Genomic DNA, 14,505 nt, shown 5'->3' with positions numbered 1-14,505 from the left:
TCGCAGACTTAAATATATGCTTTCATCGGAATATAAAAAGCCACCTCAGAAATGAGGTAGCTCTCATAATAATCATCAATATTTTTGAGTGTCTAAAAGTTCATCTCGGAGTTAACCATTTTTGATAACATTCCATGAGCTTCTCAAGTTTAGGAGATCGGATTTAATTTAACTGCCAAATAGCCTATCAATGCGGTTTATACCAAAGTGGAATGAAATAAAGTATCACCCAAGGTGAATCAAATTTGGCCTACCTTAAAACTTATGATCATCATCCTTTAATCGCCTTATCTCCGTTAACTCTTTTCTAATTTCCAGTACACGTCTATGAAGTACACTACGGTCTATTGATTCAGCTACCACTTTTTTGAACGGGACATCCAAATCACTTAATTGCTCCTGAGCTAGATTCTTTTTATGTATTGGTTTAACTTGAAGTTTTTTTGTTTCAGTCTTGATAGGCTTCAATCTCTTTTGCTTCATAATCTGTTCAAATACACTGTCCTCTTGACGCATAGTCTTCATTCCTTAATATGTGATGAACATATTGTATCATAACAAAAATGAGATACGATAGTTACTCCTTTCCAACTACAATGGGCTCCATCGTCACCATAATTGTATGCCTCATTTTCGATTGTCGTATGGACACCTGCAGAAATACGTGAATATCGGGTTATTATTGTAACATTTTACCAGTTTATCAACTCATTTTCTGCGTCTCTAGCACTATGATTATCACCTTTTTAATGATATAGTGTATTGAAGCGTTTTTTTGAGCTGACATATCTTTTAACGGGGCTGGGATGAATGAAAGAAACCTTATCCAATCAAGAGGAAATCGGCTTTTTGTTTAATGTCGATATACTTATTAAGAGCCGCTCAAATGCATTGGCACTGCAGTCCCTGTTGGAGTTCATAAACAAAGAGGAACAAATTGCGGACTTTCGGATCCAATCCGGCATAGAGCTAGGCAAAATTATTGAAGCGACACTCCAGTCCAAGAAGGACTCCTTCGTCACACTTCACAACGAACGTAAAAAATCACAAGCCATCGCAGCACAGAAGGCGTCCACTGCAACTCAGACACCTGCCTCACCTGCTCCAGCTAAAACACAGAATCAGCAAGAAAAACCAGTTAGTGAGAAAAAAACTGCCCCCCCAACATCCAATGTTACCGATGGAAATTCATTTGATGCGTGGATTGACACGCTCATTAAAGAGAATAAACTCACCCGTATTGTTGTCAATAACAAGAACGGTAAACATCAGAGCATTCCATGCCGCATTTTGAATTTTGATCGGGATACAAGTATTGTGAGTATCTACCATGTAGATGAAAAACAAGTGTACACGTTCCGTACCAATGAAATCGATGAATTTCTGTAACTATGAGATCCAAAACATTAAAAAAGCAACTTACGTGGGAATTTCACATACAATTCTCACGCAAGTTGCTTTTTTAGTTGACGATTACGAATCAAGAAATAACTTATTTTTCATATAAACGGACTTCGAATTGGGGACTATCCTCTCCCTGAATTAGGAGCGATCCTTACCTCGCTGCCATACGTCCACTGCGAGTAAGAGCCAACCGGCAATAAAGGCTACCCCACCAATTGGTGTGATGGCTCCCAGAATCTTGTTGCCAGAAATACTAAGCACATACAAGCTACCCGAGAACACGATAATTCCAATAAACAAAAGACGCGCCGCCCACTTCAGTTTCGTAGATGCCCCGAGCTGACCAGCCGTCAAGCCGATAATGAGCAAAGCAAGTGCATGAATCATGTGATACTGCACACCAGTCTCATACGTAGCTATGGCATCCGGTCCAATCGCATCCTTGAGCATGTGTGCACCAAACGCACCAATTGCCACAGATAACATGGTTAATATAGCGCCAAGCATCATCCATCTTCGTTGCATGTAAGTTCTCTCCCTTAATTCAACTTTCACTCCCTTTATTGTAGCGAATCCACTCCACCTTTACCAGTCAGGTCGAAACTAGGAAGACTATATGTCTGTTTATACTTACTAGTCCTATCCCTGCCCTATATATCATAGAAAACTGGCGTAAATCCTTGATTTTTATCGATAATTATGGAAAAGTAAACAGGTATGCGATCGTTCTATTTTAAGGAGAATCAATTCACACCGATTAGGTTAATAACACTCAGTACAATGAGTAAGGGAGGGATATTACAATTATGGATAATCACAATTCCTACAATTCAGGTTCCAACAACACGGATCAGAATGCTAACCATGCAGATCAATACAATAACAATATCTATGAACCATATCCGCCGGATTATGAGAGGCAACCATTGGCTCCACTAAAACATTCTGGACCTGGAATCGCCAGCTTTGTCATTGGATTACTTGCCATCTTAGGTTATCTTCTGATATTCTTTATTGCCACCATGGCTGTAAACGAGTCGATCGGCGTTCTCACCCCGTTGCAGGCCGAAGAACTGGCCTTGCATCCAGCGGTCATTCTGGCTTCTCTAGCCATTCTGGTCTGCCTGATTCTCAATCTGGTCGGAAGCATCCTCGGAATTATCGGTCTTGTCCTCAAGAATCGAAAGAAAGTCTTTGCCATGATCGGTACCATATTAAATGGAATCATGATTCTGTTATTCGTTGGACTTATCTTGGTAGGCATGACGCTGATGTAACGGTTTGCATCAGCGTCATGTTTCCTTATAATTAAAATGAATGGGTTTACACATAAGTATAATCTATATTTTTCGCCAAAATCATTGTATTTCAAAGGAGATTGACATGTCACGAATCAAAATTTTTGCGGACAGCACAAGTGATCTGGCTCCAGCATGGATCCAGCAGCACGATATCGGCATCATCCCCTTGTATGTGGTGTTCGGTGAAGAATCACTGAAAGACGGGGCTGAGATTAAGCCAGAGCAGCTATATGAGCGTGTCAGTAAAGATGGGCGTCTTCCCAAAACGGCTGCACCTTCACCCGCTGATTTCATGACGGCATTTCAACCTTACATAGACCAAGGGGATGAAGTTTTATATATCAGCTTATCCTCTGAACTTTCTTCTACTTACCAAAATGCAAGACTCGCGAGTTCCGAGTTCCCGGAAGGTCGCATTTCTGTCATCGACTCACAGAATCTGTCATCAGGGATTGCTCTTATGGTGATGAAAGCTGTCCATGCGGCCGAGAAAGGACAAACCCTGAATCAGATTACACACCTGATTGAAGCGATGAAACCGAATGTGCGCACGGAGTTTGTCATCGATACTCTGGAGTATCTGCACAAAGGGGGACGCTGCTCAGGTATGCAGAACCTGATTGGAAGTCTGTTGAAAATCCGCCCTGTCATCCGGGTTACGGATGGCAAGATGGCCCCTGCATATAAAGTGCGCGGTAAAAGGGAGAAAGCCCTTGAACAAATGCTGCAAAACACGCTTAGTGCAAAGGATCAGATTGATCCAGACCTGCTGATCGTTGTGCATACGATGGCTGAAGAGGATGCGCTCGACTTGCAGAAATCTTTGCAGGAGCAAACCGGTGCCCGGGTAGAACTGACCACTGCTGGTTGTGTTGTATGCAGTCATTGCGGTCCCAAAACCATCGGAATTATCTATAACACCGTTTTATAGAATGACACACAACATCGTATAATATCCCAGAATCCTTCTCATCTGGATTCTGGGATTCTGGGATTCTGTATCGGCATGTCGGTCACATCTAACGATTGCGACCAATATACCGATACAACCTAAAAAGGGCATTCCGAGCTCGTCGCTCAGGATGCCCTTTATATTTAGCCTAAACTTCGGAAAGACTTAAGTCTAGCTCATTGGTCATTATGATGATAATGGTTCAATAACTTTTGGTCCTCAGATCATCCAGGCTTTTGAATGCGTATCCTTGCTTACGCGCCTCATCAATGATGGAACCCAGGGCTTCAGTGTTGTCTTTGGATACCGAATGAAGCAAAATGACAGCGCCCGGATGGAGCTGTTTAAGCACCTGTTGATGAGCATATTGTGCACCACGCTGCACATTGGTATCCCAGTCTTTGTAGGCAACAGACCAGAACACGTTCACATACCCTTGGGCATGACTCTCTGCGAGCGTACGATTGTTAAAAATTCCGCGCGGCGGTCGCAAAAAGGTCGCTTGTTGACCCGTCAGCCGATTCACCTCCGACTTGACCTTCTCCAGTTCCTCTCTAAGCTTCTCATTGGAGATGCGGGTCATATCCGGATGACTCCATGAATGATTACCCACGATATGACCTTCAGCCGCCATGCGTTTAACCAACTCAGGTTGATCCTTTAGATAGTGACCTGTCACAAAGAAAGCCGCAGGTACCTTCTTGGCACGCAAAACATCCAGTATCGCAGGCGTGAGTCCATTCTCATACCCGTTATCAAACGTGAGATACAATTCCTTCTGTTTCGTATCCCCCAGGAAAATGGCATCGTTATGTTGTAAGATCGATTTAAAGCCTTCCTGATCAATCGAGGGCAGCTGACCGTTCTGGCTTTTCTTGAAGCCAAAGTGATAAGCTCCGGTAACCGGCGATGCTTCGACCTGTGCCGGAACCACACTGATGGATAATAGCCCCAACAGTATGTATAGAACCATTCGCTTCATTCTACCCGCTCCTGTTCCTGAAAAGATTTGGTTTGTCGTTTGCACACGAACACCTTCAGGTAATATGCCACAGGAACAGCTAATGTATGTAAATACTATCGATCGAAACGTTTATTTTCATGTTGTGGCGGAGTTTGATGGAACAATTCCAGCAAGGTCTGAGGTTTTCCACTGGAAGCGAGCCATTCTCTCACAGTCTGTATGGCACGTGTCTGGCCATCTCCCCGATCACGCCATGTCAGCAGCTCTATCACTTTGATAATCAAGGCCGACATATTATGGTTATCCAGTTCAGACCGCTCCGCTCGCAGCTTATGATACAAAGCCTCCTGTTCCCAATCAAGTAAAATCTCATCACCGATGGTTGGCTTCATAAGCGTATACGCTCTGTCACAACCCCCACAACGAACAGTACTTACTTGTTCGTGTATGAATTCTGCTCTTATATTCTGCTGGCAATCCGGGCATTTGAACCCAACCTCTATATTTTTAATGTTTTCGCTCATGACATTGTTCCTCCTGCTATGTATGTACTACATCTATACCCGATATTTTGTCGATTCACGCTTATGTATGAAGAAAACCACAAGGTGCTATAATCTTGAAAATATGTTAAAATATAAAACAGATCATACCTATAGGAAGAGGCGGGATACCATGTCGAAGGAAGAGCGCAATATAACCTGGCAATCATCCAGCATTGATAGACAAGACCGGGAGAAACACAATGGCCACCACAGTCGAGCCATATGGTTCACCGGCTTATCCGGTGCAGGCAAATCATCTCTTGCATTTGCTCTGGAGCAGTATCTCTATGACCAAGGTGTACGCTGTTATGTTCTGGACGGGGATAATGTACGTCATGGACTGAACCGCGATCTTGGTTTTACAGCTACAGATCGTCAAGAAAATCTGCGCCGAATTGGGGAAGTATCGAAGTTAATGGTGGATGCCGGGTTGTTTGTACTTTCGGCCTTTATCTCTCCTCATGAACAGGATCGGGAGATGGTTAGACAATTATTTGAACCTGATGATTTCATTGAAATCTATGTGCGCTGTTCGATTGAAGAATGTGAGCGACGTGATCCCAAAGGCCTTTACAAAAAAGCCCGCAATGGTGATATTCCGCATTTCACAGGCATTTCCGCCCCCTATGATGTACCGAAATCTCCTTCATTTATCATCGATACAGAGCAATGGTCCATTGAGGAAGCTGTGCAAGAGATCGTACAGCATTTGGAGCGGATCGGTGCTCTTCAGCTGCCGCTCCCTACGAAAACAGCCGTTGTTCATTAATCCTTGCTCAAAATATGAACCACCTACATGAAAGGCGCGCCCATCGTGGCGCGCCTCTTTACGTGTGTCGTGCCTGATGATTCAATAAACGAATGAACAGAAGCAGATACATATGTCCCATACTCGGCTTTGAATTTTGGAATGGATTCTGCTATCCACCCTCTTACTGTCCCACAACACCCGCTTGCATGTTCAAAAGCTTGCTGAACGTCCCTACCGGATCAGTAGATAGCTGTTGATACCCGCCCTCTTGAATTACGCGACCTTCATCCAGCACAATCACACGATCTGCCGTTCGGATCGTAGACAAACGGTGTGCAATCACGATAATGGTCACATGTCCTTTCAATCGTTCCAGCGCCTCATGAATGTACTGTTCATTCTCACTGTCCAGCGCACTCGTTGCTTCATCCAGTACCAATACAGAAGGATTACGCAGCATAGCCCGGGCAAGCACCAATCGCTGACGTTCCCCGCCGGATAGCCGAATACCCCGATCACCTATGATCGTATCCAGACCTTGAGGTAACTTCCGTACAAAAGTTGCAGAGGATGAAAACTGCAAAGCCTGCCACATCTGTTCTTCACTTGCATTCGGATCAACCAGACGCAGATTCTCACGAATACTCGTATGAAACAGGAATGGATCTTGGGAGACATATCCGATGGAACTTCGCCAGCTCAGTAATCGTTCCTCTGACAGAGGCACACCGTCAATCAAAATGCGACCACTCTCAGGTCTGACAAGTCCCATAACCAGATCAATCAACGTGCTCTTGCCTGCTCCGGATTTGCCCACAATTGCGGTCATGCCCCTTGCCGGAATAGAAGCTTGCACATTCATCAATGAGTACATATCACTTCCCTCATACCGATAACAGACATCCTGACACGTGATGGATTCCTTCAGTTCCATAGGTTGAATCCCATCCATTCCAGCATCTCCTGCTGAGGCAATCTCTTCGCTGATCTCACGACTTTTCGCCGTCTGCGCTTGCAGTTCTCTTACCACCCGAAATGCAGGCAGCATCGAGCTGATGTACTCCAGATTGGACTGAATCGCCGTAAATCTTGGCCATAAGCGGGAAAAGATAAGGATGATGAGCAGCAGACTTGCTGGAGGCACCGTCATTACACGGAGAGAAAGATAGATGAATGCCGCAATAATGATAGCCGCGGACATCCGATGAATGAGCTGTGTTCCACTGTTCAATTGGCTAAATTGAATGACGTTGCGTTCAATCTGTCTGCACATGCGCTCAAACCAGTTCATGTGTGAGTGTTCGAGCATATTGCTCTTAATATCCTTAATTCCGTTGAAATGCTCCGTAATGCCATTATAGTAACTTTGGGAAAATTCAGAAGTCTGATCCCCAATCTGCTTGGCCCGCTTGACGAATTTTCGCAAGACAAAAAATAATAACAATCCACAGACCAGCACAAGTGCCGTCAACTTGGCGGATAACCAGAAAGCGAGACCGATCTGAATTCCCGTAAAGATCAGGGAGGCTGCCATTTGCAGCATAATGCTCGTTCCCTGGCTCACACGTGCAAGTTCAGTGGTTAATATATGGTTAAAATCGGATTTTCGTTTTTGGAGAAAAAATGACCATTGCGCCATAATAATGGCACCATAGGTTTCCATGCGCAGCGTTCGCACAAATTGCTGCTGGATTCGAGTATTACGGATCGTCTGGAGACGCTGCATCCAGGCCTGTCCGGAGACAATCAACACAAAGGTGCACAGTACGAGTAACAATTGGCTATTCTCAGAAAAACGATTCAACACTTCTCCAATCCAGGGAATGTTCAAGCCTGTGGAGCCCATCTCAAATATGCCGATCAGACTCAGCATCGGAACAAGCATGTAGATGCCGATCCCTTCCATGAGACTGATACAGATCATCCCCAGCAGATTCCAATATAAAATGGGCCCCGTGACATGATGCAACTTACGCATGAAGTACTTTAATTCGGAGATCATACTTTACCCCTTTCCGTCATCGTATATCTTTTAATGCGCCGCCAGAACCAGAGAAACGGACGTAACGGAAAGTACAGAAAAAACAATGAACGTGGAAGCGGCAATTGATCCACATCCCATGTACTTGGATACAAACGTTCAATAAAAAAGAACCATTTCTGTTTCGTACTTCGAAGTTTAAACAGATACGATTGATAATTTTTCATGTCAGCTGGACTTTCGAGCATGTCATTCATGAACCTTGCGCCCTCGCTGGCTAATCGCTTGCCTGTACGGTCACTCAAGGACATCAAAGACCTGTACGCTGCATCCAGCGGCGTGTTCAGAAGTTCCGAGGCCAGATAAAGAGCCTGTGAACCGATTGATAAACGTCCCTCCGCTTTAAGACGTCTTTCTACTTTCTTCACATCGAGTGGCATGCTGCGGATCATCTGGTCGATATCCAGTAACCAGCGCAGTCTGAACCAGCCGTGTCGTGCGCCATGGGTTACGAGATAAGCCCACAGGTCTTCTTGTTCGAGCATACGGACAGGTGTCTGTGTGTATGAACTGAAACGACTGCGTTTCCACAGCAATTCAAAATCGGTTTCTTTCCCCGAATCCGGGTTGAGCCGCCAATGAATCTCGACTTGAGTCCGTTTGACCGGATGGGTGTAACAGATGTGGTGTTCACGCCACTTCCAGCTGCCAACCGTAACAGTTCGATCTCCATCCTTGCACACGTAACCCAGAGTTGTAAGAATCCCTTCGGCCGCTTCCACATCAGCCAATGGAATCAGGATATCCAGATCTTTGGAGGTACGCATGGATACATCCCCATAGAGATCATGAGCCAGCGCTGGTCCCTTCAGGGTAATGTTGCGGATACCACATTCTCGGAATGCTCCGCACACCTGCTCCATTTCTGCTGTCAGATGTAACATACGAAATGTATTGGCCGTGTATTGTTGTCTCAGACTCTCCAGGACATCTGCGGGGAAAATCGAAGAGTTCCATTCTTTCATTTTCAAGTAGAGAACGGAGTACAAGCGGTGATGATACACAAGCCGCAGAAAAAGCTGCCAATCCGTTCCCTGCAAACGCGCCTGGAATTCTTCCGGGGATAGAGACGTCAGATCACCTCTAATCATGCTTAAAATCAGTTTAAGCTCCTTCGGAAATCCTGATGAATAGAGTTCACTTTCATGTATCATAGACAATCTCCCCAGATCCCTTCTCCGGACAACGTTTGCCAAACACGCCGACAACCGTATATTGGTCCATAGTATCAGCTCCGGTCACGATCAATTTCCCACTTCGCAGCCAGGCATGAGCCATCATATGTCCTTGTTTATTCCGTGCAGTCCCCATATATAACGTGCTGCCTATCTTGCGGCGCTCAAGCATCTTCATCCCGGCGATCGCCATCACAAGGCAGCGGCTTTCCCATAGCGTATATTTGCTGGCGATCATAATCGCCTTGGAAATATTCCGTATAGCGATCACCTCGCTGCGATCCAGCCCGGTCATCGGTGTTTCAACCATAGGCGTCCCCAGCCCTGGTGCAATTTTGGCGAATGGCATAGCCTTCTGTATGCGTGCCCAGCCAAGGAGGATATAGGCCTCCCATACCAGTCGACGTATCGCGCGCGGAAGCGAGAAATAAGCCTTTATTTTTCGCAGCATGTTCTATACTCCGCGAGTAACGTCGATTAATCCTTCACTGGAGAGGTGTTCAAGAAATTGCACCACCTGCTCACGACATACATCTGGCTCAATCTCATACTCCGCAGCCAGCACCTCAACCAGTTCACCCAGCGTCCGCTCCTCTGCGATCAGATCCCAGATTCGCCCACCTGTACTCCCGAGATTATAATATTTTCCAGTGTTAATGCTCATCATGACTTTCTCACCGCCCATATCACTAACCAGATTGCCTTCCTTCCGGGTTACCTTGTCTTCCACATTCATCGGCGTAGTCGCTGTCATTGTCCTGAATGCACTCCTTTGCGTATATGATCTGTAATTCGATCCACCATCTCAAATGCTGTAAATTCAGCACCCGTTCTGGTCAATCTGCCAATTTCCACACTGGCCGAGAGTCTGGAGGCGGTCTCGAACAGCCACTGTGCCAGCCCCTGTCTTGCAACCAGTCCACCGCGGAACGTATGAGAGCACAATAGATGCAATCGTTCCAACCCCGTCACTTCAACCAGTTGAACGGACGTATGGGCTTCTTCCGGTTGTGGAGCAAGTTCGAATACCCCCGCTAGTGGCACGGCCTTTCCATGAAAATAGTGCTGAACAGGTATCGCATACTTCGTAATCTCCGCGTGAACCGTTGCGTAATCCTGCTCCTTCATGCCGAAGCCATCCAGACTGGGTTGCCATAACTTCTGTTGCGGGTAACCAGGTGATACGATAGCTCTTCCTCCGGCATCCCAGGTCAGTGCGACAACATCATCGGTGAGAAGCGGATATCCACGTGATGCCAGTGCAGCCGACAACGTCGATTTACCTGCCCCCGAATGTCCGACAAATGCGTAAGCCCAACCATCAATAACAACTGCACTACCATGCAATGGAAGGATGCCACGCTGCATCATAATGACCGCCATACAGGTGCCCAGGATGAATAATCTGACCTTCTTCTTATCCGCTCCTGGCTGAGGGGATACAACGATACGCTTTCCATGCTTCATTAGAAACAGGCCTGCATCTTCGATTTTGAAAAAAAGGCTGCCTTCCCGTGCCACAAAGTTGTCATTGCCAACATCCCAGCTCTCCCACAATGGGTTCAGATCTGAAGACTCAATGTGTACATCTACGGCATCAGCATTGTGCTCTGCACCCTCGGGTACGCACTGCAGTTCAGGCATTGGAATTTGGCTCGACCAGCGCAAGCCATACGCTACATAATGCAAAGGCAACAATGAACGACGCCTCCTCGTAATAAAATGTAAAAAAAAGCCCTTATATTCATGTTGCTCAATATAAGGGCGGAGGCGAAAAGCTGGATTGGTTCCATTTCCGCCCTTTAAGTATGATGACACGTTTTGGAACTAAACAACTTAGGAAGTTGGATCGTACAGATCCGCATCGTGAACCGTGATCCAGTCAATTTGTCTGTAGCCAGTACCGGCCATTGTTTGATTGACTTCCAACACTTCAAGAGCTGGTGCTTGCCATTCCTTTTTTTCCATTTGCATCGTATTCACCTCCTTTCATGTGCCCTCATTCAGAATTTTCGAATGAACCGATAGACGATCAGACTATGCATCATCAATCGCAGATCTGGATGCGAAGCAAGTTCAGGTCTTGGACTGGGAAAATTGGCCAGGGCAGACTTGATACGCTCCGTGTTTAATATGCCAGCAACCTTGCTATCAGAACACAAGGCACGCAACTCGGCCGTAAAGGCATCCCAATTCGGAATGATGCGATGCAACCAATCCGCCGGTTGTACACCCCGTACCCGTTGATTCAGTCTGACCTTGTCAGGCAACTCCGGTGAAGTTGCCCGGCGAATCAATGAACGATCCGTCCCGTGTTTCACATATTGTTCAATCGGAACAGACAGACAGAACCGGATGACTCTGGCATCACTTGTCGGATCACGTTCCCAAGCCCGGTAACGGAGAGAACATTTCGTAGCTACAGCACCGTTTTTGTTCGCAATGGCCAGGTTATTGAATTTCTCGGCACGTACTTTGAGTGCATCAGCCTGGGCACCGCCCTGCAGAACAATAATGGATTTGAGTCGTTCCAGTACACCTGTTCTTTGAGCAAAATCAGGATGGATCAACTGCACGGATGCAGCCTGGCTGGCTCCTTTGGACTGAGCCTTGAAGAATTCGGGATATGCCTTTCGCCCTGTGATCTTGGCAATACGGGAGAAGGGCATTCCAGTCCGCTCACTATACTGCTGCATCTCACGGAACCAGCGGTACCAACGGCCACCTTTCAGTAAGCTTGCGTAATAATCCAGAGCCGGCCCCCAGGAGATGGTGAAGTTACCGCGTGCTCCTGTGAGCAGAATACCTGCATCCTGCTGGCTCGCTTTTTCATAGAATCCGCGAATCCAGAACGAATTTTCAAAGTATTTATAGGGCATTTCCATAATATCGAGCCAGGTGTCTACTTCACTGAGAGGACTTCTGCCTTCAAAATCCAGATAGTTCTCTGTGATATTCCCGACGTGGTTAATGGTCGAACGTATAAATGGTCTCTCGTCAGCAAGCAACGTTTTCGACGTGTAATCCGTGAAATCCGGCACGGGAACATAGCTATAAGCATGCAGTCGTTTGCCCTGACTTCTCAGTGTCCCGGAAGCAAAACCAACCACGGCTCCCGAGTCCAGCCCGCCACTTAATGCAGCAGCCACCTGCCTGTGAGTTCGTAGTCGTGATCCGACCGCCTGCCCAAAGACCTCTCGAAACGCTTCTACATATTCACCATCGGATTTGAGCCTTAGAGGTTCCACTTCATCCCAGCGATGATACTGCTTCAGTTCCAGCCTCCCGTCCCGGAAGACAAGTGTATGTGCAGAAGGTAGCTGGCTTATTCCCTGATATACGGTCGAGTTGATATCTGCTGAATCATGCATGTCAGGAATGGCAAGGAACTCAGACAACCAGGTCTCATCAAGTTCTTTATGTACCCCTTCAAGCCCAAGCAATGGATTCATGAGTGTGCAGAAAGCAAAGCGTGAGCCATCATGTCGATAATAAAAAGCTCTCATGCCTGTAATGTCTCTCGCTGCATACAATTTACGATTACGATCATCCCAGATGGCAAATACAAAATCCCCTAACAATCGGACAGCCACATCGTCTCCCCAGCGTTGATAGGCACGGAGGATCAGTTCACTATCCGCCAACATCGCCAGTTCAGCCCTGGATATCTGTAATTGATCCGCCAGTTGTTCCCGATTATCCAGAATGGCATCTGCCGTGATGGTCAGACCACTCTCTTCATCATATAAAGGCAACTTCTCGCTAACCGATTCCGGTGTAATCCATTGAGCATGACAGCTGAGGAACGCCTCATTGCCTTTCCATACCCCTGTCGTATCTGCAGGGACATGCCCCAGGCTTGCGTACAAGCGCCAGCTATCTTCCCATAGCGCCTGCTGACCATCGTTGTGAACAATTCCTGCTATGGCGCTCATGACTTTCCTCCCCGAAGTATCTTGCGCTGTGAAGCCCAGGCGCTGATCTGATGACCGAATGGTACCCATGATTTGATGCGTTGTATTTTACCTTGAGCAGAAGCCAACTGGACTTTCAATCGTTCTCGTTCACTGTATCCCCGTTCCAGACGATGATCTGCCGCCCGTAGTGCGGCCTGCAGCTGCCTGATCGTTGCCAGTGCAGCCAGTGTGGGATCTATCTTTTCCGGTTCTTCGAGAACTGAATCATTCTTATTTTCATGGGAATCATGGACGAGAGAATCAGCTGGCTGCATCCGATAGTGCTGCTGCCACTCGCAACCGGTCGCTGTCGTCAACTGATGCGTGATTCGCTCAATGACCTCTTGATCCGGACTTGCTTCATAACGAACACCCGTCCATTGTTCAGCTTCTGCCAACTGGTCACTGTACCCCATCCGATGGAACAGATCCGCTCCCATCACACGACAATACAGTTCAACTTCTTGGGGTTCCAATATGTTTTTCCAGTTGTTAACAGAACCTTGATGAGCCTCTTGATGTGAAGAGAGGAATGGATCACCCACGCCCATACTGTAGAACATGTCAGATTTTGCACTGTCCAGAAACTGTCCATACTGCTCCATACCCTGTTCATACCGAATTCCCAAGAATGAGCATAGTTTCTCAAGTTCTTCTTGGGGTCTGGCGACCAATTGTTCATATTGCAGTTCATATGCATTCGTATGTGGTTCGGCAAAATAATCATTCAAGCGGAGCATACCCAGTGTGAGATCTACAGATTTCATATTTAATTTGGAGCTCTGCAAACTATGAGTCAGGTCAAATCCTTCACCTGTATGGCGGTTTACCTTTTTGAATGATGCTGCTATGGCCAGAGGATTACGCTGGAGATGAATGCGCTTGGACTGTGGGAACAGACGATCCAGCCATTCAAGCATGTAATAATAACGCGGAGATTTATCAACGATGAAGTCTGCTCCGCTCCCTTCCAGGAATCCATTGTAGATCTCAAGAGCAAAACTTCTGCACGCCTTTTCGAAGACATCCTCGGATACCATGGCATTGTAGAACTGACGCATGATGGAGCTGCCACCATAAGCGCGTGAATCGGTTTTTGGCAGATCGACAAGACTCATCAGAAACCACATTTCCTGGGTGGCGAATATACGACTGTGATTTTGCAGCATGACTGTGGATAATGAACTACCACTGCGGGGAACACATAGTAAGAAAACAAGTCCGTTACCTTGAGCGTCGATCAATGGCAGCCTCTCCTCTGTTCAATAAAATAAGCATGCAGCCGGGATAGACCAGACTCTACTTTTGTGTTTGGCAAAACGAATACTACGCAAACTATTAGGTCAGTATTTTGCAACATTCCGTCGGAACCTTACCCGAGAGTGATGCAAATACATGTATTCTTTCGACAACTCT

At 46.4% G+C, this 14,505-nt stretch carries 16 protein-coding genes; 4 read left to right on the top strand and 12 right to left on the bottom strand.

Going from position 1 to position 14,505, the window contains the following annotated elements; genetic code table 11:
* Positions 1-255: 255 nt before the first annotated feature.
* Positions 256-516, bottom strand: coding sequence for a hypothetical protein (locus WFI24_RS11270; protein WP_336760769.1), 261 nt, complete (start codon positions 514-516; stop codon positions 256-258).
* 294 nt (positions 517-810) lie between these two features.
* Here WFI24_RS11270 and WFI24_RS11265 point away from each other — a divergent pair, with 294 nt between their 5' ends.
* Complete coding sequence (locus tag WFI24_RS11265) at positions 811-1,389, top strand: hypothetical protein (protein ID WP_145319655.1); 579 nt, start codon at positions 811-813, stop codon at positions 1,387-1,389.
* A gap of 153 nt (positions 1,390-1,542) precedes the next feature.
* Here WFI24_RS11265 and WFI24_RS11260 read toward each other — a convergent pair whose 3' ends face one another.
* Entirely contained in the window at positions 1,543-1,929 is a 387-nt protein-coding gene (locus WFI24_RS11260) for a DUF423 domain-containing protein (protein WP_336760768.1), read from the bottom strand.
* Between the two features lie 281 nt (positions 1,930-2,210).
* Between WFI24_RS11260 and WFI24_RS11255 the strand changes: the two genes are divergently transcribed.
* A complete protein-coding gene (locus WFI24_RS11255; RefSeq protein WP_336760767.1) occupies positions 2,211-2,681 on the top strand; it encodes a hypothetical protein in 471 nt (156 codons plus the stop codon).
* Between the two features lie 106 nt (positions 2,682-2,787).
* Positions 2,788-3,636, top strand: coding sequence for a DegV family protein (locus WFI24_RS11250; protein ID WP_336760765.1), 849 nt, complete (start codon positions 2,788-2,790; stop codon positions 3,634-3,636).
* A 223-nt stretch (positions 3,637-3,859) separates the two neighbouring features.
* Here the strand turns inward: WFI24_RS11250 and pdaA are convergent, their stop codons facing one another.
* Together pdaA and WFI24_RS11240 are read right to left on the bottom strand one after the other, a co-directional pair.
* Entirely contained in the window at positions 3,860-4,639 is a 780-nt protein-coding gene (gene pdaA / locus WFI24_RS11245) for a delta-lactam-biosynthetic de-N-acetylase (RefSeq protein ID WP_145319668.1), read from the bottom strand.
* A gap of 95 nt (positions 4,640-4,734) precedes the next feature.
* Positions 4,735-5,145: a hypothetical protein gene (locus WFI24_RS11240; protein WP_336760763.1), complete on the bottom strand. Its 411-nt coding sequence runs from the start codon at positions 5,143-5,145 to the stop codon at positions 4,735-4,737.
* A gap of 151 nt (positions 5,146-5,296) precedes the next feature.
* Between WFI24_RS11240 and cysC the strand changes: the two genes are divergently transcribed.
* Positions 5,297-5,935, top strand: coding sequence for an adenylyl-sulfate kinase (gene cysC / locus WFI24_RS11235; protein ID WP_336760761.1), 639 nt, complete (start codon positions 5,297-5,299; stop codon positions 5,933-5,935).
* A gap of 163 nt (positions 5,936-6,098) precedes the next feature.
* Here the strand turns inward: cysC and WFI24_RS11230 are convergent, their stop codons facing one another.
* From WFI24_RS11230 to WFI24_RS11195, 8 genes are all read right to left on the bottom strand, one after another.
* The gene (locus WFI24_RS11230) at positions 6,099-7,916 is read right to left on the bottom strand and encodes an ABC transporter ATP-binding protein (RefSeq protein ID WP_336761247.1); all 1,818 of its coding nucleotides are present in this window, start codon (positions 7,914-7,916) and stop codon (positions 6,099-6,101) included.
* Positions 7,916-9,112: a nucleotidyltransferase domain-containing protein gene (locus WFI24_RS11225; protein ID WP_336760760.1), complete on the bottom strand. Its 1,197-nt coding sequence runs from the start codon at positions 9,110-9,112 to the stop codon at positions 7,916-7,918. The genes WFI24_RS11230 and WFI24_RS11225 overlap by 1 nt, the downstream gene beginning before the upstream one ends.
* Positions 9,102-9,584 (bottom strand): lasso peptide biosynthesis B2 protein, encoded by a 483-nt coding sequence (locus WFI24_RS11220; protein WP_145319683.1) that lies wholly within the window; start codon positions 9,582-9,584, stop codon positions 9,102-9,104. The genes WFI24_RS11225 and WFI24_RS11220 overlap by 11 nt, the downstream gene beginning before the upstream one ends.
* 3 nt (positions 9,585-9,587) lie before the next feature.
* Complete coding sequence (locus tag WFI24_RS11215) at positions 9,588-9,887, bottom strand: lasso peptide biosynthesis PqqD family chaperone (protein ID WP_336760757.1); 300 nt, start codon at positions 9,885-9,887, stop codon at positions 9,588-9,590.
* Complete coding sequence (locus WFI24_RS11210) at positions 9,884-10,831, bottom strand: aldolase (RefSeq protein WP_336760755.1); 948 nt, start codon at positions 10,829-10,831, stop codon at positions 9,884-9,886. Before WFI24_RS11210 ends, WFI24_RS11215 begins: the two co-directional genes overlap by 4 nt.
* Before the next feature lie 138 nt (positions 10,832-10,969).
* Positions 10,970-11,107: a paeninodin family lasso peptide gene (locus WFI24_RS11205; RefSeq protein ID WP_174806426.1), complete on the bottom strand. Its 138-nt coding sequence runs from the start codon at positions 11,105-11,107 to the stop codon at positions 10,970-10,972.
* A 29-nt stretch (positions 11,108-11,136) separates the two neighbouring features.
* Entirely contained in the window at positions 11,137-13,068 is a 1,932-nt protein-coding gene (locus WFI24_RS11200; protein WP_336760752.1) for an asparagine synthase-related protein, read from the bottom strand.
* Entirely contained in the window at positions 13,065-14,333 is a 1,269-nt protein-coding gene (locus WFI24_RS11195) for a sulfotransferase family protein (protein ID WP_336760750.1), read from the bottom strand. Before WFI24_RS11195 ends, WFI24_RS11200 begins: the two co-directional genes overlap by 4 nt.
* Positions 14,334-14,505 lie beyond the last annotated feature (172 nt).

Origin of the sequence: Paenibacillus sp. USHLN196 (assembly GCF_037144955.1) — a bacterium.
GTDB lineage: Bacteria > Bacillota > Bacilli > Paenibacillales > Paenibacillaceae > Paenibacillus > Paenibacillus xylanexedens_C.
The sequence above is the reverse complement of the archived record's forward strand: the minus strand, read 5'-3'. Positions and strand labels throughout refer to the sequence as shown.